Source organism: Streptomyces sp. NPDC043878, assembly GCF_056435735.1.
On sequence record NZ_JBWKDW010000004.1, the window covers coordinates 18,377 to 41,390 of the forward strand.

A 23,014-nucleotide genomic window follows, 5' to 3' on the forward strand; every position below is an offset into this window, starting at 1 on the left:
GGATCCTCGCGAGGCCGCGGGGATCCGGCGTCGCCCCCTAGGACCACACGGCCTGGGCGAGCGACGCCCCGGCCCAGGCCGCGCCGAGACCCGCCGTGACGCTGCCGACGACGTTGGCGGCGGCGTAGAGGCCCGCCCCCGTCTCGGTCAGCCGCAGTGTCTCGTACGAGAACGTGGAGTACGTCGTCAGAGCACCGCACAGGCCGGTTCCCAGGAGCATCTGGAGGCGGGAGTCGGCCGCGCCGGCGGCCGCCGCGCCGGTCAGCAGGCCCAGGACGAGACAGCCGGCGAGGTTGACGGCGAAGGTGCCCCAGGGGAAGACCGAGTCGTGCCTGGCCTGCACCGCACGGTCGGTGAGGTAGCGCAGCGGGGCACCGACCATCGCGCCGGCGACCACCAGCAGCCAGTTCACAACGACCTCTTACCCTTCACGTCGCCGCCCGCGTCCGTTTCGCCGGGAGTGCCGGTCTCGCTCCCCCGGCGGCCGGTGTACCGGACGACCTCACAGGTGTCGAGGACGACCATGCCCTCGGTGACGAGTTCGTCCAGCTCCGGCAGGAAGGCGCGGACCCTCTCCTCGGTGTCGACGATGACGATCGCCACGGGCAGGTCCTCGCTGAGCGAGAGCAGCCTGGTGGTGTGGATCAGCGAGGAGGCGCCGAAGCCCTCGATGCCGCGGAACACGCTGGCGCCCGCCAGGCCCGCCGCGTGGGCGCGGTGCACGATCTCCGAGTACAGCGGCTTGCGGTGCCAGGTGTCGTTCTCGCCGACGAAGACGGTCACGCGCAGGGCGCTGCCGGTCAGCCTCGTCATGGCTGCCTCCACTTCAGGACGCGGCGGGCGGCGAGGACCCCGAGCCACACCGCGGTGAGCGCCGCGAGGAGCGTCGCGGCGAGATAGACCAGACCGGTGAGGGGGTGACCGGCGTCGAGCAGTTTCTGGAAGTCGACGGCGTACGTGGAGAAGGTGGTGAAGCCGCCGAGCACGCCGGTGCCGAAGAACGGGCGCACCAGCCGGTGGGCGGCCCACACGTCGGTGATGACCACCATGAACACGCCGATCACGGCACAGCCGGTGACGTTGGTCCAGAAGGTCGCCCAGGGGAAGTGCCCCGGCCGCGTGGGCCACCACAGCGCGAGCGCGTAGCGGGCGGTGGCACCGACGGCTCCGCCGAGGGCGACCACCGCGACGACGGGGGCCTGACCGCGCCGGGCGGGCCGCCGCCGGGGGCGGACACCGAGGCTGTCGGCTTCCGGGGCTGTCATCGTCGTACGACTCCTACTCGCCGGGGCGCGGACCGTACACGCTCCGCCGGCCCCTCGCGGGCTTCGGCGTCACGCGCACGCCCGTCGGCGGCTGTCGTGCCGCGATCGGGGTACGGCGGGCCCCACCGCCGGGCCGCGAGGATGATCACGGCCGGGCAACAGGTTAACGCCGGGCCCGCGCCCGGGTCATTTCGGGGCGGGCGCCTCGCACACCGCCACGCCCCGCTCCCACAGACTCCCCAGCACCAGGTGCCCGGCGGCCTCGCAGACGGCGGTGACCATGCGGAAACCGGAGCGGCGGCGGGCGAGATGCTGGACGAGGGCGCCCTGGTCGTCGAACGCCAGCACGCCGATCGTGCCGGTGGGGCGGAAGGGGGCGCGCACGGCGACGCGGGCGGCGGTACGGCGGACCGTCGGCGTCCCGCGGCGCAACAGGTCCAGCGGTGGCACCCGGGGGCCCGCGAGGGCGACCCGGATCAGCCCGTCGGGGCCGCCGCGCCACAGGTTGTCGGGCATGCCGGGGAGGTTCTCGGCGAACGGCTCGGCGCGTCCGGCCTTGGGCCCGGTGAGCCAGTAGCGGGTCAGGCGGTACGCGCCGGTCTCGGCGACGACGAGGAAGGACTCGTCGCCGCTCGCCGCGACACCGTTGGCGAACCGGAGTCCCTCCAGCAGTACTTCGGGGGTGCCGGCGCCGGGGGCGAGGCGCAACAGCCGTCCGGTCGCGGTGTGTTCGACCAGATCACCGATCCACTGGTCCAGGGGGTAGCGGCGGCTGGAGACGGTGAAGCAGACGCTGCCGTCGGAGAGGGCGACCACGTTGCTGCAGAACCGCAGCGGCTCCCCCGCCACCGAGTCGGCGAGGACACGGACCGCGCCGTCGGCCAAGTCGACGCGCAGCAGGCCGCGTTCGGCGTCGCACACCAACAGGGCGCCGTCCGGGAGCAGTTCGAGGCCGAGGGGTCTGCCGCCGGTCTCGGCGAGCACTTCGACGCGGGTGGCCGCGGGGTCGGTGAGACCGTCGATGCGCAGGATGCGGCCGTCCTCCACGCCGGTGATCACCCGGCCGCGGTCGTCGGCGACCACGTCCTCGGGGCCGCGGCCGCCGATCGCGATGTAGTGCCGCGGGACGAGAGCTGTGGGACGTTCCATGCGCGTGTGTCCTTCCCTGTCGCCCGAAGGGGCCTCGCGGGTGCGTACCCCCTGGCGGCGCCTGCCCCGCCGGGTCCTGCCGGCCGTTCCGGAACAGCGGGGCGTCACCGGCGTGCCCGGGCGCCCGTTCTCGCCGGCCGCCGGCGGACGGGCGCCGCGTCATCAGCCTTTACGCTACCGGCCGTTGACTCACCGCCCCCTGCCTCACCAGCCCTTCTCGAACATGCGGGCCACCTCGGCTATGCGGACCTCGTCACGACGGTAGTAGGTGCGCCGCCGGATCGTCCTGGTACGCAGCAGGCCGACGTCCACGAGCAGACCGAGGTGGGTGACCGCGACCGGGCGCGGCACTCCGAGCCTGCGGGCGACGGCGTCCGCGGTGACCCCGTCCTCGACGGGGTCACCGTGCCGCTGCGGCGGGAAGTGCGCGAGCGGGTCCTTCAGCCATTCCAGGATGTCCAGCCGCCTCGCACTGGCGGAAGTCCTCAGCATCGCGTCCCCTCCGTCCGAGCCGCCCCGACCGCGCCCCCACTCTCCCGCACACCGGGACGGCATGTCCGCGACTCCGCGCCTTTTGTCCGGTAACCGAACCTCCATGCGGGAGGCAGGTGTACGAGTCGCCTCGGGCGCGACTGCCGAAGACCCGTCTCACCTGCGGGCGAGGCCTCGGCCGGCGCGGGCGACAGGGGGTTCGCGACCCCCCGGCGGGCCCCGGCCCCCGGCCCGGGGACGGCTGGTCCGCCTGCGCCGGGCGTGTCACCGGACGCGCCGCGACCTGCCTGCCCCGCCCTCCGCGCCTCCCCCGCCGATGGCCCTCGCCCCGCCGCCCGGAGTCGTAAAGTCGTGACCATGAACAATCCGGGGGGCCGGCGCAGACCGCCGACGATTCACGACGTGGCGCGGGTGGCGGGCGTGTCACGGGGCACCGTCTCGCGCGTGCTCAACGGCGGGCACTACGTCAGCCCGGCCGCCCTGGAGGCGGTGAACGCGGCCATCCGCAAGACGGGCTACGTCGTCAACCGGCACGCCCGTTCGCTGATCACCGGGCGGTCCGACTCGGTCGGCTTCCTGCTCACCGAGCCGCAGGAGCGGTTCTTCGAGGACCCCAACTTCAACGTCCTGCTGCGGGGCTGCACCCAGGCCCTGGCCGCGCACGACGTACCGCTCCTGCTGATGCTGGCCGGCACCGAGGACGAACGGCGGCGGATCACGCGGTACATCACGGCCGGTCACGTGGACGGCGTGCTGCTGGTCTCCAGCCACTCCGGGGACCCGGTCGCCGAGGAGCTGCGCGCGGCGGGCGTGCCGCTGGTCGCCTGCGGCAAGCCGATCGGCCTCGGCTCGAAGGTGAGCTACGTGGCGGCCGACGACCGGGACGGCGCCCGGGACATGGTGCGCCACCTGCTGTCGCTTGGCCGCCGCCGGATCGGAGTGGTCACCGGGCCGCTGGACACCCCGGGCGGTGTCGAGCGCCTCGCCGGCTACCGCGAGGTCCTCACCGAGGCGGGCGCCGGGGTCGACGACCGGCTCGTGGTCTGCGGCGACTACAGCCGGGCCAGCGGGGAGTCGGGGGCCGAACGGCTGCTCGCCCAGGCACCCGACATGGACGCCGTGTTCGTCGCCTCCGACCTGATGGCGCAGGGGGTGCTGACGGCGCTCGAACGGGCGGGGCGGCGGGTTCCCGAGGACGTCGCGGTCGGGGGCTTCGACGACTCGCCCGCCGCGCTCTCGGCCCGCCCGACCCTGACCACGATCCGGCAGCCGTGGGACCGCATCAGCGCGGAGATGGTCCGGGTCCTGCTGGCCCAGATCGGCGGCGACGAGCCGGCGGCGGTGATCCTGCCGACGGAGCTGGTGCGCCGGGAGTCGACGTAGGAAGAGGGGGCGTGCGGCGGGAGTCGCCGGCCGCGCTCCGCACGACCGGTCAGGATTCGAGAAGCCACTCCACGCCGGCGCGCCCTAGCGTGGAACCACCGGCGAGATCCGCCGGTCGACACCGACACACCTCGTCGGTCCGCGCAGTGGCTAGGAGTACGACATGACCGACGGCCTCAAGACGATCATCTACCCCGTCAAGGACCTCGACGCGACAAAGGCCCTGTTCAGCGCCCTGCTGGGGGTGGAGCCGTACGCGGACGAACCGTACTACGTCGGTTTCCGGGCCGCGGGGCAGGAGATCGGCCTCGACCCCAACGGGCACGCGAAGGGCATGACCGGGCCGGTCCCCTACTGGCACGTGGCCGACCTGAGGAGCACCCTCGCGGCGCTGCTGGCCGCCGGCGCGGAGACGCTCCACGACGTCCAGGACGTCGGCGGCGGCAAGCTGATCGCCTTCGTGAAGGACGCGGACGGCAACCTCGTCGGACTCACGCAGGACCCGGCCGCCTGAGACCGGCAGTGAGTGTGCACCTTCACTGGTTGCACACTCACTAGTTGCATGCTCAACAAACGGGGGGAACGGTGTTACCGTGCGGGTATGGCAGTCAAGACGGCCGACACCGGGCTAGAGGAACGCTGGCGGGACATCCTGTCGGTGCACGCGCGCACCATGTGCGAGATAGACCGCGTCCTGCACCCGCACGGTCTGGGCGGCAGCGACTTCGAGGTGCTCGACCTCCTCGCCACCGAGTCGCCCGCCGAGGGCGACCAGTGCCGGGTGCAGAACCTGGCCGGCCGGGTCCACCTCAGCCAGAGCGCCCTGTCGCGCCTGATCGGGCGGCTGGAGAAGGACGGACTCGTGGAGCGCTCGGTGTGCGTGGAGGACCGGCGCGGGGTGTGGGTGGCCCTCACCCGCAAGGGACGCGACCTGCACGCGGAGGTGCTCCCCGTCCAGCGGGCGGTGCTGGCCCGGATGCTCGGTGCCACCCCGTCCCCCCGCGACTAGGCCGGGAACACTCCCCGCACGTCAGGGCCCGGCCGCTCCCCTTCGGTGAGGGAGCGGCCGGGCCCTTCGCCAACGGCCCTGGGGGCGGGCCAGACGGTCCCAGGGACGGCCCAGCAGACGGTCCCAGGGGCGGGCCAGCAGACGGTCCCAGGGGCGGGCCAGCAGACGGTCCTACGGGCGGGCCAGCAGGGTGCGCACACCCTCCGAGGTGAGCGTCAGCGGATGCTCCGAGCCGCCGTCGATGGACAGCGACAGCTCGTCCGCCGGCCACTGCGCGGCGAGGACGCCCAGTGGCACCAGGCGGTAACGCGACACGAACGGCAGCAGTTCGGCCATGGCCGGTTCCGAGGTGAACACCGGAACCACCGGGTCGCCGTCCTCCTGTTCGAGCACGGGCAGCGCCACCGCCGTGGGGTCGGCGGTCTCCTCCTGGTTCGCGTCGTCGGGTACCGGCACAAGCACGTCACTGCTCGCGAGCGCGTCCAGTGCCGCTGTGTCGTCGGTGTTCACCGTCAGCGCGTCCAGCGCCTGCTGGGCCGGGGTGGCGGTGTTGTCGTACGCGGGTGTCTCCATGGCAGATTCCCTGGTAGCGGCGGTCGTACGGACCACGTGGGCTTGATCGCCCGAGGCGCGGTTCCCCACGCGTACCCGACCCGACCCGGGGCAACCCTCGGGTCGCCGACGAATCGGCCGCCCCTACCGGCGGTCGGCCCGCACCCCCACGATGAGCCAGGGGAGCCGTCAGTCGGTGGGGAGGGCGGTGCGCGGGGTGGTGACGGCGAGGGTGACGGCTTCGGCGTGGGCCTGGCGCAGGGCGGGTGACGAAGTCGTGGATGATGCCCTGGAAGCAGACGGCGGTGACGGGGACGCCGGCCTGGCGGAGCTTGTTGGGGGGCGAGACGCGCGGGCCGCGTCGTCCAGCGGGCCGGCGCGTTCCCTCATGCCCCCACCCATCCCACACGTCCACGAGGAGACCGGGTTGAGCGACACCACGCAGGGCCGAGCGGACCGGCGCGTCTACATCGACAAGCAGAGTCCGAAGCCGTACCACGCCCTGGTCCAGACGTCCGAGGCGGTGCGCGCGACCGCGGCCGACGCGGGCCTGGACCGCAGGCTCGTGGAGCTGATCAACCTCCGCGTCTCCCAGGTCAACGGCTGCGCCTACTGCCTGAGCCTGCACACCGGCGCGGCGCTGCGGGCGGGCGAGACGACGCAGCGCCTGGGCGTGCTGCCGGCCTGGCGCGACACGGAGCTCTTCTCCGAGCGGGAACGCGCGGCGCTCGCGCTGGCCGAAGCGACCACCGCCCCGGCCGACCGGGCCGCCCAGGACACCGCCTACGCCGGTGCGCGCGAGGTGTTCGGCGACGACGAGATAGCCGCGGTGATCTGGGTCGCGGTCACCATCAACGCCTTCAACCGCGTCTCCATCATGAGCAGGCACCCGGTCCGGAGGCCCCCCGAAACGGGTCCGAGCCATGGGGTTAGCATATGAGCGCCCCCTAGCTCGAAAGATAACTCTGTGACTGTCAACGACGACTCGTTCACCAACTGGAAGCACCGCGAGGAGATCGCGGAGTCCATGATCCCGATCATCGGGAAGCTGCACCGCGAGCGGGACGTGACGGTCCTGCTGCACAGCCGCTCCCTGGTGAACAAGTCAGTGGTCAGCATCCTCAAGACCCACCGCTTCGCCCGGCAGATCGCCGGCGAGGAGCTCTCGGTCACCGAGACCCTGCCGTTCCTGCGGGCGCTCACCGCTCTCGATCTCGGGCCGTCCCAGATCGACATCGGCATGCTCGCGGCAACGCACCGGGCCGACGGCCGCGGCCTCACGGTGGAGGAGTTCACCGCCGAGGCCGTCGCCGGTGCCACCGGTGCCGACCGGGTCGAGCGCCGCGCGCCGCGCGACGTCGTCCTCTACGGCTTCGGCCGCATCGGCCGTCTCGTGGCCCGCCTGCTCATCGAGAAGTCGGGCTCCGGCAACGGCCTGCGGCTGCGCGCCATCGTGGTGCGCCGGGGCGGGGACCAGGACATCGTCAAGCGGGCCTCGCTGCTGCGCCGCGACTCCATCCACGGTCAGTTCCAGGGCACGATCACCGTCGACGAGGCGAGCGGCACGATCGTCGCCAACGGCAACGAGATCAAGGTGATCTACGCGGGCGACCCGTCGGAGGTCGACTACACGGCGTACGGCATCAAGGACGCCATCCTCATCGACAACACGGGCCGGTGGCGTGACCGGGAGGGCCTGTCGCAGCACCTGCGCCCCGGTATCGACAAGGTGGTCCTGACCGCGCCGGGCAAGGGCGACGTCCCCAACATCGTGCACGGCGTCAACCACGACACGATCAAGCCGGACGAGCAGATCCTGTCCTGCGCCTCCTGCACCACCAACGCGATCGTCCCGCCGCTGAAGGCGATGGCCGACGAGTACGGCGTGCTCCGCGGCCACGTGGAGACGGTCCACTCGTTCACCAACGACCAGAACCTGCTGGACAACTACCACAAGGCCGACCGCCGCGGGCGCTCCGCGCCGCTGAACATGGTCATCACCGAGACCGGTGCCGCCTCCGCCGTCGCCAAGGCGCTGCCCGACCTCAAGGCACCGATCACCGGCAGCTCGATCCGTGTCCCGGTGCCCGACGTGTCGATCGCGATCCTCAGCCTGCGGCTCGGCCGTGAGACCACGCGCGAGGACGTCCTGGAGTACCTCCGCAACGTGTCGCTGACCTCGCCGCTGAAGCGCCAGATCGACTTCACCACCGCCCCCGACGCGGTGTCGAGCGACTTCATGGGCTCACGCCACGCCTCGATCGTCGACGCCGGCGCCACCAAGGTCGACGGCGACAACGCGATCCTCTACCTCTGGTACGACAACGAGTTCGGCTACTCCTGCCAGGTCATCCGTGTCGTCCAGCACGTCTCCGGGGTCGAGTACCCGACCTACCCCTCGCCGGCCGTCTGACCGGCGCGCTGCAGGATCCGCGGATCAGTGCGCGACGCGGGTGCGAGATGCGCACTGGTCCGCCGCCGCCCGCAAGCGGGCCACGCTCGTCCTCGACGCCCTCGGCCTGGCCTTGTGGCGCCGCGACCGCGCCTGAACTCCCGCTGGACCAGGGTTGGTTCATCGTTCGGGCGTGGGCAGTCAATACGTATTGATTCGGCATAGCGACCGGCTCGCCGACATCGTCGCCTCAGCCTCCGTCGACTCGGTCGCGGCCTCGTTGACGACGCGATGACCGAGGCACTGAACGCCACCTTCAAGGCCGCGCCATGGTTTCAGCCATCAGATTCGGGCCCGCCGTACGGTCGAGCACCCTGCGCCAACGTCAGCGAGGCCGCCCGGCGCACCCCCTTTAACGGCAACGATGTATCCGTTACAGTGATGAGGCGCCGACCCCCTCGCCGACACCTAGGCGGTCGAAACGAGCTGCACGCTACACGGCGCGCAGAGCTGTGTTGTCTGGATCACGGCGGCCGCCGACGGCAGCGCGATGAACTGACCGGCACCGCTCCCGCGTCAGCGACGCCGGATGAACAAGAACCTGAGGCATCGAGCGCCGGAGCCATCATGAACGTCGTATCGACAGCCCTTGCCGTGCTCCTCGCGGTGTTCTTCGCCTCGCTGGGCGTGGCCAAGCTGCCGGCCCTGGCTCCGATGCGTGCACTGGCCGCAGAGTCCGGCATGTCCACCACGGCCTACCGGCGTATCGGGGCACTGGAGATCGCCGGTGCGGCCGGTGCGCTGCTGGGCCTGGCGGTACCGATCCTCGGCACGGCCGCCGGTGCCGGGTTGCTGGCCCTGCTCGTCGGCGCCGTCATCATCCACGTCCGCCAGGGCGACGGGCCGCAGAAGTACGCAGCCGCAATGGTGACCGCACTGCTCGTCGCCGTCCACCTGGCCCTCCACCTGGGCGCATCCGGGTGAGCCCGGCTACGACGCGTCGTAGCCCTTCCTGCACGCCGAAAGGCCGACCATGCCCTTTCTGATCGCGATGGCCTTCTACGCCGTCCGGATAACGCGCGCTCCCGTGGACGTGCGCCTGAAGAAGCGCCACGCCGGCCCGCTGACGGTGGCGGCTGTCGCCGTTGTCCTCTACCTGGCCTGGGACTGGCTCCGCCCGGACGGCATCCACACCGCGTATTTCGTGGGCGAGTTCGCCGGCGTGGGCGCCGCATACCTGATGTCGGTCACTCTGGTGCTGGCCACCCGGCTGCCATGGCTGGAGCAGTGGTTCGGCGGCCTGGACCGCATGTATCTGCGGCACAAGCAGTACGCCCTGCTGTCGATGCTCCTGCTCACCCCCCACCTCCTCCTCCATTTCCTCTCCGGCTTCGACGGGAGCGCAAGTGCCTACGCCGGCACCCCCCGGGCCGCCCAGCTCGTGGGGATGGGGCACCTCCTCGGCGCCGTCTCCGCAATCGGCCTGCTCGCGCTCATCGTCGTCTCCCTCGGCCAGGTCAGTCGCATACTGCGGCTGCCCTACGAGCGCTGGCTCTTCCTGCACCGCCTCACCGGCCTGCTGCTCCTGTCCGCTCTCATGCACGGCTGGTTCCTCGACCTCGTCATCAACGGGTCCACGATTCTCCTGGCCGTCTACGTCACCATGGCCAGCGCCGGCATGGCCGCCTACGCCTACGACGAACTGGTGCTTCGCCGCAGGGAGCCCCGGGCCGACTACACCATCCGCCGCGTCGAACGGCCCGCGCCCGACATCGTCGACCTCACTCTGACTCCCACCAGCCCGGACGCGCTGCCCCTGACAGGTGGTCAGTTCGTCTACCTGCGCGTCGGCGGCCGCCGGGCCTGGCGCGAACACCCCTTCAGCGTGGCCGGAGTCCAGCCCGACGGCTCGGTCCGTCTCACCATCCGCGCCCTCGGCCGCGACACCCGCAGGCTCTGCACGGACGTGCGCGAAGGACTGCCCGCCACCCTCAACGGCCCGTACGGCATGTTCGACCACACCCTGGGCGGATCCCGCCAGATCTGGATCGCCGGTGGCATCGGCGTCGCTCCCTTCCTGGGCTGGCTCACCCACCCGAGCGACACGCTCCCCCGTGCCGACCTGTTCTACTGCGCTCCCAGCGCCGACGCCGCACCGTTCCTCCCGGAACTCACCGCGGCCGCCGAGCGCCTCCCCGCTCTCCGGCTCCACCCGACGTTCAGCCGCGGCCAGGGCCGCCTGACCGCCGACGGGATCCGGGCAGCCGCCGGACCGCTCACCCCGGACACCCACATCTTCCTCTGCGGCCCCGCGTCCATGGTCGAAGACCTCAGCCGCGATCTCCACCGCCAGGGCATCCCCCGCAACCACGTCCACGCCGAGCACTTCACCTTCCGCTGAACCCGGCCATCTCCCCTTGTCTCGCCGCCAACAACTCGGCTTCACCGTGATCCGGCCGCCTGACAGGCCGCGCCCTCACACGATCAACTGCAACCACACCCCGGCCCTCACACCACGACGGCGCTGAGCATGCCCGACCACCGACCCCCTCCGCTTGCCCCCTCCCCCGTAAACGGCTACGGTGTATCCGAAAGATATCGGCTACACCGTAGCCAATACCTGGGAGGCGAGACGCCCCGGACGGTCGACGCCGACCGGGAACTACTCCCTTCAGTCGAGTGCCATCCGCCGCCGCCCAGTGCGGACGCATGGTCCAGTTCGAAGATCCCCACAGCGCCGCGGTCGATCGCCGCCCTGTTCCAGAGAGTCGATTGAGGTCGAGCACCATGACAGAACCCCACGACATCGACGTCCTCGTCGCGGGAGCCGGCCCGACCGGCTCCACCCTGGCTGCCGACCTGCTACGGCGCGGACTGCGCGTCCGTGTCGTCAACAAGGCGCCGCATGCCTTCGAGGGCTCACGCGCCAAGGGGATCCAGCCCCGTACCCAGGAGGTTCTCGAGGACTTCGGTGTACTGCATGAGGCGCAAGCGGAGGGTGGTCCCTACCCGCTCGCGGGACTCCACGTCGGGCCTGTCACCGCGCCGTGGAAGATGCAGCAGCGGAGCAAGCCGACCCCGGACGTCCCCTACCCGAACATCCTGCTGCTGCCGCAGCACCGGACCGACGCCATCCTGCACCGCCTGCTCGAACGTCTCGGACTGAGCATCGAGTACGGGGTCGCCCTGGAAGGCTTCGAGCAGGACGCGGACGGCGTCACCGCCACGCTCTCCACCGGCGAGCAGGTGCGCGGCAAGTACCTCGTCGGCGCCGACGGCGGCGCGAGCGCCGTCCGCGTGGCCACCGGTCTCGGCTTCGTCGGCGAGACCGACGACTCCGACAAGACCCTCATCATCGACTGCACGATCGACGGCCTGTCCCGCGACCGGTGGCACATGTGGCCCCGCGCGTCCGCAGGAGCATGCCCGCTGCCGCACTCCGACCAGTTCCAGGTGATGATCCGGCTGAAGGCGGGCGACACACCGAACCTCGATCATGCCGCCCTGGCCGAGCAGTTCCACACGCTCACCGGCCTCAAGCTCCGCGACATCACCTGGGTCTCGGCGTTCCGGCCCAACGTCCGACTCGTCGAGCACTACCGCCAGGGCCGCGTCTTCCTGGCAGGCGACGCCGCCCACGTGCACACCCCGGCCGGCGCGCAGGGCCTCAACACCGGTGTGCAGGACGCCTACAACCTGGGCTGGAAGCTCGGCCAGGTCATCGCCGGCGCACCGGACAGCCTGCTCGACAGCTACGAGGCCGAACGCCTCCCCATCGCCGCGGGCGTCCTCGGCAAGTCCAGCGAGCTCTACCAGAGCCTCAGCAAACACCGCGTCGCCGGTCTCAAGCGCGGAGACGAAGAGCGCCAGCTCGGACTCACCTACCACGGCGGCCCGCTCGCCCCCGCTGACGCGCCGGCCACCAGAACCCTGCACGCGGGCGACCGGGCACCGGACGCGCCGTGCACCGCACCCGGCACCCGCCGCCTGTTCGACGTCTACCGAGGACCGCACTTCACCCTGCTCGCCTTCGGCCCCAAGGCCACCGCAGCATTGCCCACTCTGACGTGGCCGGCTGAGGGTGCCGAACTGCGCCGCTACGCAGTGCGCACCGGGCGCGGAATCGACAGTGGCTACCTCACCGACGCCACCGGCCAACTGACCGACATCTACGGCGTCGAGGGCGACGCGCTGATCCTGATCCGGCCCGACGGATACGTCGGCAGCGTCATCACAACCGACTGGGTGGCCTCCTTCGCCAACGCGGCCAAGGCATTCACCCTGGACGCGCGGACAGGGACAGGTCGGCAGCGGAACCCGCAGACCATGTGAAGCACCCGCTTCCCGTATGCGCCGGCGAACTTCCCAGGTGACCCCTCGGCAGTACCTCCTACCGCCGGTTCCCTACGGGCCGGGCACCGTCGTTGAGCTGGTCCATCCGTCTTCATCCCTCGGTTCCTTGCGGGACATCCGGTCGGTCCCCTGTACGTCCTCGCTGTGCCCGCCGGCCGTTCGGCGAACGGGACCGCACACAGGGGTGCCGCGCCTTCGTCGGCACCGCCGAGTTCTGACCACTGGAGGTTTTTGTCGTGCATGCAGCGGTTGTCACGTCGTTCGATGCCCCACCGCGGTACTGCGATCACCCGGATCCTGTCGCCCGGGAGCCCGACGAGGTCGTCGTCGAGGTCCTCGCGGCCGGCCTCCACCCGCGTGTCCGCTCCCAGGCGGCCGGTTCGCACTACTCCAGCACCGACGAGCTCCCGCTCGTCCCGGGCATCGACGGCGTCGTACGCGACCCCAAGGGCCGTATCCGGTACACCGTCCTCGACGACACCGTCCTGGGCACCATGGCCGAGCGCACCGTGATCGACCTCCGCCGCAGCGTCGTCCTCCCCGAGGGAACCGATCCCGTCCAGGTCGCGGCGGCGATGAACCCCGTGATGTCGTCCTGGGTCGCGCTGCGCCGACGCATCGACTTCGCACGCCGACAGCGCGTCCTCATCCTGGGCGCGACCGGAAACGCCGGCCGGATGGCGATCCAGGTCGCGAAGCGGTTCGGCGCCGCGCACGTGATCGCGGCCGGACGCGACACCGCCCGCCTCGCCGAACTGCCGGCCCTCGGCGCCGACGAAACCTGCACCTTCGACGACCTCGCCCGGGCCGCCGACGTCGACGTCGTCATCGACTACGTGTGGGGTGAGCCCACCGCCCGCGCCATGGCCGACATGCTCACCGCCCGCACCGACCGCAGCGCACCGCTCACCTGGATCGAGATCGGCTCGGTCGCCGGCCCGACCGCCCCCATCCCCTCCGCGGCGCTGCGCTCGACACGGCTGCAGATCGTCGGATCCGGCATCGGCGCCGTCCCCGGCCGCGACTTCGTCAAGGAACTCCCCAAACTCGCATCCGCCGTCGCCCAGGGCGCGTTCGACGTCAGGGCCCGCGCCCTCCCCCTCGCCGACGTCGAACACGCGTGGACCACCGCCGCCCACACCACCGACCGCATCGTCCTCGTCCCCTGACACGCACCGGATTGCGCGTCCGGGTGTCCACATCGGCCGAAGCGCCGAACCCGGGCCGAGCGGACGGCCGGACGCGTCTTCGAGCACGGAGGCTGCGGGGGCCCACGCCGAACAGGAGGAGCTTCACGAATGTCAGCAGAGCAGGAGGTCACCGAGGGCCGCTTGGCCCCGGTCGTGACCTTGAACTTCGTCGGCAGCCGCGCGGAGACGGAGGATGCCACGTCGGGGCTCTCGGGCGAATCGCAGGCAGCGCTGCGCCAGTTCTCGCTGGAACGCATGACCGGCTACGGCGTCGATCACGCGGATGCCATCGAGCTGCGTGCCCGCGTGGTCGACGGGCAGGACTGGCGCTCGGCCGCCACGGAGCTGGCGGACCTGTGCCTGCGCCGGGTTGAGGCTGCTCCTGGGGCCGCCGGGAGGCCCACCCGGATCGGGTACCTGCGTCGCACGTCGGCCCTGCTGCGCATGAGTCAGATGATGATGCTGTCCGACACCGCCGAGCGCCGGGCGATCTTCTCGCGGGCCGCCGAGCTCTACGCGCGGGCCGCCGAACCGAGTGGTGACCGCGAGCGCGTCATGATCGAAACCGGCCGTGGTCCGTTGGCGGGGTGGCTCGTCCCCGCAGGCGGCACCGCAGTCGGTTCGGCCATCGTCATGGGTGGCGTCGAGGGCTGGGCCATGGATTTCGACAGCCTCGGCGAGGCGCTCGCGGCACGGGGCATCGACGCGCTCCTGCTCGACGGCCCGGGGCAGGGCGAAACAAGGTTCACACACGCGCACTACCTCACTGCTCACTGGCGCGACGCGTACGGGCGAGCCGTCGACTTCCTCGACCGGCGCCGGCCGGGCCGCCCGATCGGCTTCATCGGCAACAGCATGGGAGGCAGCGTCGCCATGGCTGTCGCAGCGCAGGACACCCGGATCCGGGCGTGCGTCGACAACGGCGGCATCCACGCCCCGTGGCTCGTGCCGCCGACCATGGGGACCTTCTTCTCAAAGATGGTGGCCGCCTGCGGCACCACCGACGCGGACGCAGCGGTGGACGTCTGGAAGACCGTCACCCCGCTCGCCGACGGACCGAACTCCGGCTACCCGCTTCTGGTCGTGCAGGGCGGCAAGGACCCCATGATCTCAATGGACCTCGCGCAGCTCCTTCTGCAGGGCGCCCCCACGGACGACAAACAGATGCTCGTCTTCTCCGACGGCAATCACTGCGTCTACAACCACAGATACGACCGCGACGTACTCATAGCCGACTGGATGACAGCGCGCCTGTGCGGCCTGCCGAGCCCTGTGATCGCGAACTGAGAGGACCCTCGTGCAGATCATCGACGCCCAGATCCACCTCTGGGCCGGCCAGAGCGCGCCGCCGCACCACTGGCGCGCGCCGTACACCGTCGACACCGCGCTGCGTGACATGGACGAGGCCGGGGTGGACCGCGCGGTCAACTGTCCGGCGATCTGGGATGCCGACGCGAACGACTACGCGGTGGAGGCGGCGAAACAGCATCCCGAGCGGTTCGCGACGCTCGGCTGGTTCCCCCTCGACCAGGCCGCGGACGCGTCCCTCGTCGACGCGTGGCTGGACAAACCCGGCATGCTGGGCCTGCGGTTCATGCTGGCGGCGCCGGAGATGGCCGACCGCCTCGCGTCGGGCGGCCTCGACTGGCTGTGGGCGGCCGCCGACCGGCGGAGGATCCCCGTGGGCCTCATGGTGATGCCCCCGTACCTGCCCGCCGTCGGCGACATCGCCGAGCGGTTCCCGCACATGCGCGTGATGATCGACCACCTGGCGGCCAACCCCTTTCAGAAGCTGCCCGACGCGACCGCGCACCTCGACACCCTCCTCGCCCTCGCGCGCCACCCCAACATCGCGGTCAAGGCGACGGGCGTCCCGGGCATGGCGACCGACCCGTACCCGTTCGCCGGCACACACGCCGTGCTGCGCCAGGTCTTCGACGCGTACGGCGCCGAGCGAATGTTCTGGGGCACCGACATCACGCGGCTGCAGTGCACATGGCGCGAGGCCGTGACGATGTTCACCGAGGAGCTGCACTGGCTGCGAGGCCGCGACCTGGAACTCGTCATGGGCCGCGCCGTGGCCGACTGGATCGGCTGGCACTGAGCAGCGAAACGGTCGACGCGGCTGCCACGTCGCCGTGGTCCCGGAGGGAAGGAGAGCCCTCCGGGACCACGGTCGCATACCGCCGAGCTCAGTGCCCCCCGACTTCGGCAGGCTCGTGCGACGAGTTGAGTCTGGCCTTTTCCAGCCCATCGAGCAGCAGGTCCAGGCCGAACCGGAACTCCTCGTGCAGCGGTACGGAGGTCAACTCGTCGGCCGCAGCCATCGTGGCCGGAAACGCGACCGGGTCAAGGGAGTGGTAGTAGTCCCGCAGTTGCGCCTGGTCCTCGGGGCGTGGCGTCCCGGGGCCGTGCTGCTGGATGGCGAAGCCGATCACATAATGGCCGATGGCCGTGAACGCGCGGGCGGCCAGGCCGACGGGGAACCCGTGCCCCAGGAACAGGGTGATGAGCCGTTCCCTGCCGCGGAGGCCGTTGGGGCCGACGGGCACCTGGGCCGCCAGCAAGGAAATCGCGTTGGGGTGCCGGCACAGCGTGCCGTACAGCGCCTCCGCCGCGACACTCACGGCTTCCCGCCAGGGCAGGCCGTCCAACTCCTCGGGTGGGACGCGGACTTCGCCCAGGATTCTGTCGGCGACAAGAGCGAGGAGTTCGTCCTTGCCGTTGAAGTGCCGGTAGAGCGTCGCCGTGCCCGAGTTCAGGGTTTCGGCGAGCATGCGCAGGGTCAGCGCCTGGATCCCGACGTCGTCGATGAGCTTCAGGGCCGTGGCGACGATCCGGCCGGCGTCCATCGGGGGACGCCCTCGCCGGTACGCAGGGGCGGGCGTCCGGCTCGCCCACCAGGCAGGACTTCCCGGAACGGACTGGCCCTCCGAAGCCATGAAGCGGTCACCCTCTCGGCCAGATCCATTGAGGACAGGTATCCAGAACAGGAGTTTCGGCCTTATCGTATCCGTTTCAGATGGCGGCACGGTCCGCGTCCCGCGCCGGTGGGGACCCGCCCGCATCGCGCACCCGCTGCGACTGGTGCCCTCGACCGTGCACCGTGTCCTGACCCGCTACGGCCTGGCCGACTCACCCACCTGGACCGGGCCACCGGCCAGGTCGTACGCCAGCCACGAACGCGGGCGGCCCGGCGAGCCGGTGCACGTCGACATCAAGAGGCTCGGCGACATCCCGACGGCGGCGGACACAGGGTCCTGGGCCACCCAGGCGCACCCCCGACCAGAACGAGCGGGACCTCGAGACGCTGGGCGCCGCCGCCCGCTCCGGCAGGGTCCGGGCCGAGACCCTGTGAACCGGCCGTGCCGCCTGGCGGCCCTCGCACTCGCCATGGGCGCGAGGGTCACGGCCGTGTGGTCACCCGGGTGCTCACAGCAGGCCCCGTTCGCGTGCGCGTCGGACCGCGTCGTTGCGCCGGTTGACCCCCAGCTTCCGGTAGACGCTCTTGAGGTGGGTCTTGACCGTGTTCACCGACACGTAGAGCTCGGCTGCGATCTCCTCCGTCGACATCATCTGCGCCAGCCGTTCCAGCACGTCGTGCTCGCGACCGCTGAGCTCCTCCACGACCTGCGGGAACCGCTCCTCCGGCCGCTCCTCGGGCCGGGTCCGACCGCCCTGCGGGGGCGCGCCGGGCAACAGCCAGCCCTCCGCCAGCCGCCGCAGCGGCTCCGCGTTCAGCAGCGGCTGGAGCCACGCCCCGGCCTCCAGGAAGGGGCGCCGCAGCCGTTCCTGCCGCGCCTCCCGCAGAGCCTGCGCGACGAGCCGGCGCGAGGTGGCCGAGTCCCCGCTCTGCTCCGCGTCCTGCGCCCTGACCAGCGCCGCGCACACGGTCACCGCCGGGCCGAGGCGGCCCTCATCGCGCACCCGGTCGAGGAGGTCGAGCGCCGCGCCCCGCTCCCCCGCTGCGAGCCGGGCCCGTGCCGCGCCCACGGCACACGCCACCTGGTCCTCGGGCACCGCACGCAGCAGCTTGACGGCCGTCTCCGGGCGCCCCTCGGCCAGGTGTGCGGCGGCGGCGACCAGGGCCGTACGGCCTTCCGCCCACGGTGAGGCCACCGCGGCGGTGACAGCCGTGTCCACCCGGTCGAGCGCGGCCTGTGCGTGGCCGCGGGCCAGCAGCAGACCCGCGGTCGCGATGGTCCGCCCCGCCTCCATCACCGGGTCCCGCATCGCCGGGTGGGAGTCGGCCGCCCCGTCGAGGAGGCTCTGTGCCCGGTCCAGTTCGTCGCGGTCGACGGCGACGGCGGCCAGGACGAGCCGTCCGACACCGGAGCCGGAGGGCTGCGACAGGCTGAACCGCTCGGTCTCGGCCAGCGCCTCCACGGCCTTGCGCTCCGCCCTGCCGAGCCAGCCGTTCAGGTAGTCGATCAGTGCCAGGCGGCCCAGGGAGTCCTCACGCGGGAGCGCTGTGGCGGCCCCGCCGGAGCCCTCGGCCACCGTGGCGAGGACGGTACGCGCGTCCTCGAACCGTCCGGCCCACAGCCGGGTCGAACCGAGATGGGTCAGCAGGAGGGCGGTGAGTTCGGGATGCCTGTCGAGCAGGTGCGCCGGAACCTGGTCCCACAGTCTGCCGGCCGACTCCGCCGCGAGCTCCGCCCGTCGGGGTGAGCCGGTGAGTCTGGCCGCCAGCGCTTCGAGCAGGGCGCAGCTGAGCCGGGCCGCCGCCAGCCCGTCCGGGTGCCGCCCCGGCTCCGGTTCCTCCGCCAAGCCGCGCTCCGCGTGCCGCAGATGGGTCAGGCCGCGGTCGAGTTCGCAGCTGGACAGCTCACGGGCCGCGCGGACCAGGTCGGTGGCGGGACTCCTGGCCTCGGGGCCCATCCGGGAGAACAGCTCGGCCAGGTCGTCGCAGCGCAGGCCGGTGAAGAGCTGCCCGATGGCCAGGTCGTCGACGAGAGCGTCGGCGGTGAACTCCCAGTCGCCCGCTGCCGCCCCGTGCCCGAGGCTCTCCGTGAGGGAGCCAAAGCGGCGCAGCCACCGGGCGGCCCGCAGGTGCAGTTCGGGCTCGAGACCGGGGGAACGCTCACGCAGGTGTGCCCGGAGGATCTCCGCGAACAGCGGATGCAGACGGCACCAGGTGTGCCCGAGGTCCTCGACGAAGGCGTTCTCGCGGCGCAGCGCGGCCAGGATGGGCTCGGCGTCGGTGCGCTCCGTCAGCACGTTCGCCAGCTCGGGGCAGAACCGGTCCAGGACACTGACCCGCAGCAGGAGGTCCTGCGTCTCGGGGGTCTGCCGCCGCAGCACCTCCGCCAGGAGGAAGTCGGCGACGGTGGTGCGGTCGGCCTCGAACTCCTTGAGGTACCGCTCGGGGTCCGGGCGCTCGCGGGCGGCCAGCGCGCACAGCCGCAGCCCCGCGGCCCAGCCCCGGGTGCGCTCCACCAGGGCGCGCGCGGCGGGCACCGGCAGGGACAGGCCGTGCAGGTCCAGGAGCGCGGCGGCCTCCTCGGCGGTGAACGCCAGCTCCGCGTCCCTGATCTCGGTCAGGTGCCCCGCCGCCCGGTAGCGGTGCAGCGGGAGCAGCGGTTCCGTGCGGGTGACGAGGATCAGGCGCATACCGGCCCCCGCGTTGCGCAGGACGAATCCCAGCTGCTCCGCGATCTGCGGGTCGGTGACCCGGTCGTACTCGTCGAGCACCACGATCACGGGCCGGTCCCGAGCACTCAGGTCGGCGGCGAGCCGGGCGAGGAGGGCGTGGTCCACGTGACCGGCGTCCGCGGGGAAGTCGACCTCGGCGGGCAGCGGCACACCGGAGACGCGCAGGGACTGGAGCAGGTAGGCCCAGAACATCCCGCAGCCCTGGTCGACGACGTCGCTGGTGAGCCAGGCGACGGACCGGTCGCGTCGGCCGGCCCAGTCGGCGACCAGAAGGGTCTTGCCCGCGCCGGCGGCTCCGTTGACCATCGTCAGAGGCGTCAGGAGAGCCTGGTCCAGGTGCTTGACCAGGCGCCCGCGCCGCAGGAACGTGGCGGGCCTGGCCGGAACGGCGAACCGGGTCCGCAGAAAGGGATCGCCCTGCGGATCCGCGCTCGGTGCCGTGAATCCCGGATCGTTCTTCTCGAACCCAGCCATGGCGCTCACCACCACTGCTCGTCAGATCATGGGCAGCGCTCCTTCCTCAGCATCCCAGTGTTCCGGCACACCCGCGCGCCGCGGGAACGCCCGGGTCCGGCTGTCGCCGCTCCCGGGCGGCACCGCGCGACTCAGGGCCTGCGGGCGGGGTGCGGTCCGGCCGGTTTCGCCCTGTCCGCCGTGGCGGACCACGGCGGACGGGTTCCGGTCGCCCGGTGTGCGCGGGAGCCTCCGGGTGCACACGGGACGGCCTCGGAGCACTCTGGAGGCGCACCCGGTTTCGCGGGAGCCGCGCACCGGGGCACGTACAGGACCGAGCTCGGAGGTATCCCCGTGGCCCACGGCGATCCCGGCCGGCACTTCGCCGAGACGGCGGTCTCGATGCTGGAGGCGCTCTTCACGCAGTCGCCGATCGGCCTCCACCTGCTCGACACCGAGCTGCGCGTGGTGCGGATCAACACCGCGACCCCCGCCATGCGGGGCGTGCCCGCTCAGGAACTGGCCGGGCGCCGGGCCCGCGACGCCTACGCCATGGTCGAGGAGGACGTGGAGGAGCTCCTGGGTGAGGTGCTGGCCACCGGCGTCCCCCTGCTGCGGCACGTCGTGCGCCTTTACGTGGCGGCGGAGTCGCCGCCCCAGCGTCAGTTCGAGGTCACCGCGCTGCGCCTGGAGGGTCCGGACGGAGCGGTGCTGGGGGTGGCCCTCACCTCGGTCGACGTCACCGAGCGGGAGCGGGCCAGGGCCCGGACCGTGGTGCTGGACGCCGTACGCGCCAAGGTGGGCCGCACCCTGGACCCGGCAGTGACCGGTGAGGAACTCGTCGAGGCGGTGGTCCCCGGGTTCGCCGACATCGCGGTCGTGGAGGTGGTGGACGCCGTGATCCGCGGCGACGAACCACCGGTGGCGCCGCTGCCCACGGGCATGCCCGTGATGCGTACCGCGTTCCGCAGTGTCCACGCCCGGCCGGCGCAGGCGCGTCCGGTGGGCGAGGTCCGCCGCCTGCCCGCCCCGACCCCGTTCACCCAGGCCATGGCCGACCTGCGGCCCCGGGTGGTGCCGCTGCGTCCGGACCCGTCGTGGCTGTCCGTCGACCCCGCGGTCGCGGAGGCGATCCGCTCGGCGCGGGCGCACTCCCTGCTGGTGGTGCCCCTGACACTGCGCGACGCGGCCCTCGGCATCGTGAGTCTGTACCGCACCGGACGTTCGACGCCCTTCGACGAGACCGACCGGGAGCTCGCGGCCGAACTGGCCTCGCACACGGCGCTGTGCGTCGACAACGCCCGCCGCTACACGCGGGAGCACACCGTCGCCGCCGCGGTCCAGCGGCAACTGCTCCCGCGCCGCGCGGTGAGCCACCCGTCGCTGGAGACCGCCTACCTGTCCGTCACCGGCGGCGATCCGGGCGCCTGGTACGACACCATCGCGCTGTCCGGCGCCCGCACCGCCCTGGTCGTCGGCAAGGTGTCGGGGAGCGGGCTGACCGCGGCCGCGGTCATGGGGCAGCTGCGTACGGTCGTACGCTCCCTGGCGGCGTTCGACCTCCCGCCCGACGAGCTCCTCGCCCGGCTGCACGCCACGGCGGGGCATCTGGCCACCGAGCGCGGGTACCTCCCGCTCGGCGATCCGCTCCGCCGGGAGGTGCTGACGGCGGACTGCGTGTACGCCGTCCACGACCCGGTGACCGGCAGGTTCACGATGGCGACGGCCGGCCACCTCGGCCCCGTCGTCGTCCGCCCCGACCACAGCGTCACGCTTCCCGCCGCCCCGGGCGGGCCCCGGCTGGGCACGGCGGAGGGCGCCCCCTTCGCCACCACGGACGTCGAGGTGCCGGACGGCAGTGTTCTGGTGTTCACCAGCGACCCGGTCCTCACCGCCTACCTCGCCGAGTCCTCGGGGCCGCTGGCTTCGGCGCCGGACCTTCGCGACCGCCCGCTCCAGGAGCTCTGCGACGCCCTGGTGTACGCCCTCCCGGCGGGGCTCGGAGCAGGTGACGCGGCGGTGATCGTCGCCCGTACCCGGGCGTTCTCCACCGACCGGTTCGTCGCCTGGCCTCTCGACCGGGACCCCGCGGCCGTGGCCGTCGCCCGGCACCGTGCGGGCCACCAGCTCGCCAAGTGGGACGTGGACGATGAGACCGCCTTCAACACCCGGCTCATCGTCAGCGAACTCGTCACCAACGCCGTCCGCTACGGCAGTCCGCCGCTGGAGCTCCGCCTGATCTGTGACCGGACGCTGACCTGCGAGGTGCGGGACGCCGGCGCGGAGGCACCGCTCCTGCGTCACGCGGCCGGCGTCGACGAGGGCGGCCGCGGGCTGTTCATCACCGCGCAGCTGGCCCAGGCCTGGGGCGTCCGGTACACGGCTCCGGGCAAGACGATCTGGACCGAGCAGACCCTCTGACCTGATCCCGTGTCGCCCACCCACATGGCGTAGACCTCCATGGCCGAGGCCACAGGGTGGGAACCCCCATGGTGTGAGCCCACATGCCCCACCCGTTCCAAAGTGGGACAATTAACGCATCGAGGAGCGCGACACCCGTGTCTCCCACGGAAACGGAAACAGGCAGGTCGGTCCATGGCGAAGAAACCACATCCGTCCGAGCCGTCACACGGCGAGGGGCCGAGCCGTCACCACGGTGAAGGACAGCACGGCTGGTCGCCGGACGTGGACGAGACGCGGCAGCAGGACAACCCGAGCGCCCACCGCTCCTTCCACCCGGACGAACACGCCGGCGAACCGGGCCCCGGCCGGACGAAGTCCGCGCAGGAGCGCAAGGGCGTGCGCGGTGACACGGTCGAGAGCACCGGCAAGCGCGGTGAGGAGTACGCCGAGCAGGGCGAGGAGGGCAGGGAGACGACCGGCCGCGACGGGCGTTCCCGGCGTCCGGCCGGCACCAAGGACGCCTCCGCGTACACGGGCGTGGACCCCAAGGACACCCCGCCCGGCCGCCGGGCCGGGTAAACCGTCCGACGTTTCCCGTCCGGCGATGCCCACCGGGCGGCCGAGGGGGGGGGGGGGGGGGGGGGGGGGGGGGGGGGGGGGGGGGGGGGGGGGGGGGGGGGGGGGGGGCGTTTTGTTTTTTTTCTTCTTGCCGGTGTTG

General features: G+C 72.1%; 21 protein-coding genes and 2 pseudogenes. 14 read left to right on the forward strand and 9 right to left on the reverse strand.

The window, feature by feature from the left end:
* Nucleotides 1–37: 37 nt before the first annotated feature.
* The 5 genes from crcB (AC07AZ_RS07800) to AC07AZ_RS07820 all read right to left on the reverse strand — a co-directional run bounded on the left by crcB (AC07AZ_RS07800) (nucleotide 38) and on the right by AC07AZ_RS07820 (nucleotide 2,906).
* Nucleotides 38–412, reverse strand: a complete 375-nt coding sequence (gene crcB / locus AC07AZ_RS07800; protein WP_478844900.1) for a fluoride efflux transporter CrcB — start codon at nucleotides 410–412, stop codon at nucleotides 38–40.
* Complete coding sequence (locus AC07AZ_RS07805) at nucleotides 409–813, reverse strand: DUF190 domain-containing protein (protein ID WP_478844902.1); 405 nt, start codon at nucleotides 811–813, stop codon at nucleotides 409–411. Before AC07AZ_RS07805 ends, crcB (AC07AZ_RS07800) begins: the two co-directional genes overlap by 4 nt.
* The gene (gene crcB, locus AC07AZ_RS07810; protein ID WP_478844904.1) at nucleotides 810–1,265 is read right to left on the reverse strand and encodes a fluoride efflux transporter CrcB; all 456 of its coding nucleotides are present in this window, start codon (nucleotides 1,263–1,265) and stop codon (nucleotides 810–812) included. The genes AC07AZ_RS07805 and crcB (AC07AZ_RS07810) overlap by 4 nt, the downstream gene beginning before the upstream one ends.
* A 186-nt stretch (nucleotides 1,266–1,451) precedes the next feature.
* Complete coding sequence (locus AC07AZ_RS07815; protein ID WP_478844906.1) at nucleotides 1,452–2,414, reverse strand: SMP-30/gluconolactonase/LRE family protein; 963 nt, start codon at nucleotides 2,412–2,414, stop codon at nucleotides 1,452–1,454.
* A gap of 204 nt (nucleotides 2,415–2,618) precedes the next feature.
* Nucleotides 2,619–2,906 (reverse strand): ArsR family transcriptional regulator, encoded by a 288-nt coding sequence (locus AC07AZ_RS07820; RefSeq protein WP_478844908.1) that lies wholly within the window; start codon nucleotides 2,904–2,906, stop codon nucleotides 2,619–2,621.
* A gap of 351 nt (nucleotides 2,907–3,257) precedes the next feature.
* Here AC07AZ_RS07820 and AC07AZ_RS07825 point away from each other — a divergent pair, with 351 nt between their 5' ends.
* The 3 genes from AC07AZ_RS07825 to AC07AZ_RS07835 all read left to right on the forward strand — a co-directional run bounded on the left by AC07AZ_RS07825 (nucleotide 3,258) and on the right by AC07AZ_RS07835 (nucleotide 5,298).
* Nucleotides 3,258–4,289: a LacI family DNA-binding transcriptional regulator gene (locus AC07AZ_RS07825; RefSeq protein WP_478844910.1), complete on the forward strand. Its 1,032-nt coding sequence runs from the start codon at nucleotides 3,258–3,260 to the stop codon at nucleotides 4,287–4,289.
* A 163-nt stretch (nucleotides 4,290–4,452) separates the two neighbouring features.
* Nucleotides 4,453–4,803: a VOC family protein gene (locus AC07AZ_RS07830; RefSeq protein WP_478844912.1), complete on the forward strand. Its 351-nt coding sequence runs from the start codon at nucleotides 4,453–4,455 to the stop codon at nucleotides 4,801–4,803.
* A gap of 87 nt (nucleotides 4,804–4,890) precedes the next feature.
* Nucleotides 4,891–5,298: a MarR family winged helix-turn-helix transcriptional regulator gene (locus AC07AZ_RS07835; protein WP_478844914.1), complete on the forward strand. Its 408-nt coding sequence runs from the start codon at nucleotides 4,891–4,893 to the stop codon at nucleotides 5,296–5,298.
* Nucleotides 5,299–5,469: 171 nt separating this feature from the next.
* Here the strand turns inward: AC07AZ_RS07835 and AC07AZ_RS07840 are convergent, their stop codons facing one another.
* Nucleotides 5,470–5,871 (reverse strand): SseB family protein, encoded by a 402-nt coding sequence (locus AC07AZ_RS07840; protein WP_478844916.1) that lies wholly within the window; start codon nucleotides 5,869–5,871, stop codon nucleotides 5,470–5,472.
* 168 nt (nucleotides 5,872–6,039) lie between these two features.
* Nucleotides 6,040–6,187: pseudogene (locus AC07AZ_RS07845) on the reverse strand (esterase); the annotation flags it as partial.
* Between the two features lie 90 nt (nucleotides 6,188–6,277).
* Between AC07AZ_RS07845 and AC07AZ_RS07850 the strand changes: the two are divergent.
* From AC07AZ_RS07850 to AC07AZ_RS07885, 8 genes are all read left to right on the forward strand, one after another.
* Nucleotides 6,278–6,790: a carboxymuconolactone decarboxylase family protein gene (locus AC07AZ_RS07850; protein WP_478844918.1), complete on the forward strand. Its 513-nt coding sequence runs from the start codon at nucleotides 6,278–6,280 to the stop codon at nucleotides 6,788–6,790.
* Nucleotides 6,791–6,817: 27 nt separating this feature from the next.
* Nucleotides 6,818–8,263: a glyceraldehyde-3-phosphate dehydrogenase gene (locus tag AC07AZ_RS07855; protein ID WP_478844920.1), complete on the forward strand. Its 1,446-nt coding sequence runs from the start codon at nucleotides 6,818–6,820 to the stop codon at nucleotides 8,261–8,263.
* A 606-nt stretch (nucleotides 8,264–8,869) separates the two neighbouring features.
* Nucleotides 8,870–9,226 (forward strand): DoxX family protein, encoded by a 357-nt coding sequence (locus AC07AZ_RS07860; protein ID WP_478844922.1) that lies wholly within the window; start codon nucleotides 8,870–8,872, stop codon nucleotides 9,224–9,226.
* 49 nt (nucleotides 9,227–9,275) lie between these two features.
* Nucleotides 9,276–10,643 carry a ferredoxin reductase family protein gene (locus tag AC07AZ_RS07865; protein ID WP_478844924.1) on the forward strand — a complete coding sequence of 456 codons (1,368 nt, stop codon included), beginning with the start codon at nucleotides 9,276–9,278 and terminating at the stop codon, nucleotides 10,641–10,643.
* 386 nt (nucleotides 10,644–11,029) lie between these two features.
* On the forward strand, nucleotides 11,030–12,574 hold the full coding sequence (locus AC07AZ_RS07870; RefSeq protein ID WP_478844926.1) for an FAD-dependent monooxygenase: 1,545 nt from the start codon (nucleotides 11,030–11,032) through the stop codon (nucleotides 12,572–12,574).
* Between the two features lie 257 nt (nucleotides 12,575–12,831).
* A complete protein-coding gene (locus AC07AZ_RS07875; protein ID WP_478844928.1) occupies nucleotides 12,832–13,764 on the forward strand; it encodes a quinone oxidoreductase family protein in 933 nt (310 codons plus the stop codon).
* Nucleotides 13,765–13,944: 180 nt separating this feature from the next.
* Nucleotides 13,945–15,072 carry an alpha/beta hydrolase gene (locus AC07AZ_RS07880; protein ID WP_478844930.1) on the forward strand — a complete coding sequence of 376 codons (1,128 nt, stop codon included), beginning with the start codon at nucleotides 13,945–13,947 and terminating at the stop codon, nucleotides 15,070–15,072.
* A 10-nt stretch (nucleotides 15,073–15,082) separates the two neighbouring features.
* Entirely contained in the window at nucleotides 15,083–15,889 is an 807-nt protein-coding gene (locus AC07AZ_RS07885) for an amidohydrolase family protein (RefSeq protein ID WP_478844932.1), read from the forward strand.
* Between the two features lie 88 nt (nucleotides 15,890–15,977).
* On the opposite strand, the gene AC07AZ_RS07890 is transcribed toward AC07AZ_RS07885, so the two are convergent.
* Nucleotides 15,978–16,637 (reverse strand): TetR/AcrR family transcriptional regulator, encoded by a 660-nt coding sequence (locus AC07AZ_RS07890; RefSeq protein WP_478844934.1) that lies wholly within the window; start codon nucleotides 16,635–16,637, stop codon nucleotides 15,978–15,980.
* Between the two features lie 181 nt (nucleotides 16,638–16,818).
* Here AC07AZ_RS07890 and AC07AZ_RS07895 point away from each other — a divergent pair.
* Nucleotides 16,819–17,051 (forward strand): annotated as a pseudogene (locus tag AC07AZ_RS07895) (IS481 family transposase); the annotation flags it as partial.
* Between the two features lie 166 nt (nucleotides 17,052–17,217).
* On the opposite strand, the gene AC07AZ_RS07900 reads toward AC07AZ_RS07895, so the two are convergent.
* Complete coding sequence (locus tag AC07AZ_RS07900) at nucleotides 17,218–19,914, reverse strand: winged helix-turn-helix domain-containing protein (protein WP_478844936.1); 2,697 nt, start codon at nucleotides 19,912–19,914, stop codon at nucleotides 17,218–17,220.
* Nucleotides 19,915–20,247: 333 nt separating this feature from the next.
* On the opposite strand from AC07AZ_RS07900, the gene AC07AZ_RS07905 reads away from it, so the two are divergent.
* Nucleotides 20,248–22,314 (forward strand): SpoIIE family protein phosphatase, encoded by a 2,067-nt coding sequence (locus tag AC07AZ_RS07905; RefSeq protein WP_478844938.1) that lies wholly within the window; start codon nucleotides 20,248–20,250, stop codon nucleotides 22,312–22,314.
* Between the two features lie 174 nt (nucleotides 22,315–22,488).
* Entirely contained in the window at nucleotides 22,489–22,875 is a 387-nt protein-coding gene (locus AC07AZ_RS07910) for a hypothetical protein (protein ID WP_478844940.1), read from the forward strand.
* Nucleotides 22,876–23,014: the final 139 nt, after the last annotated feature.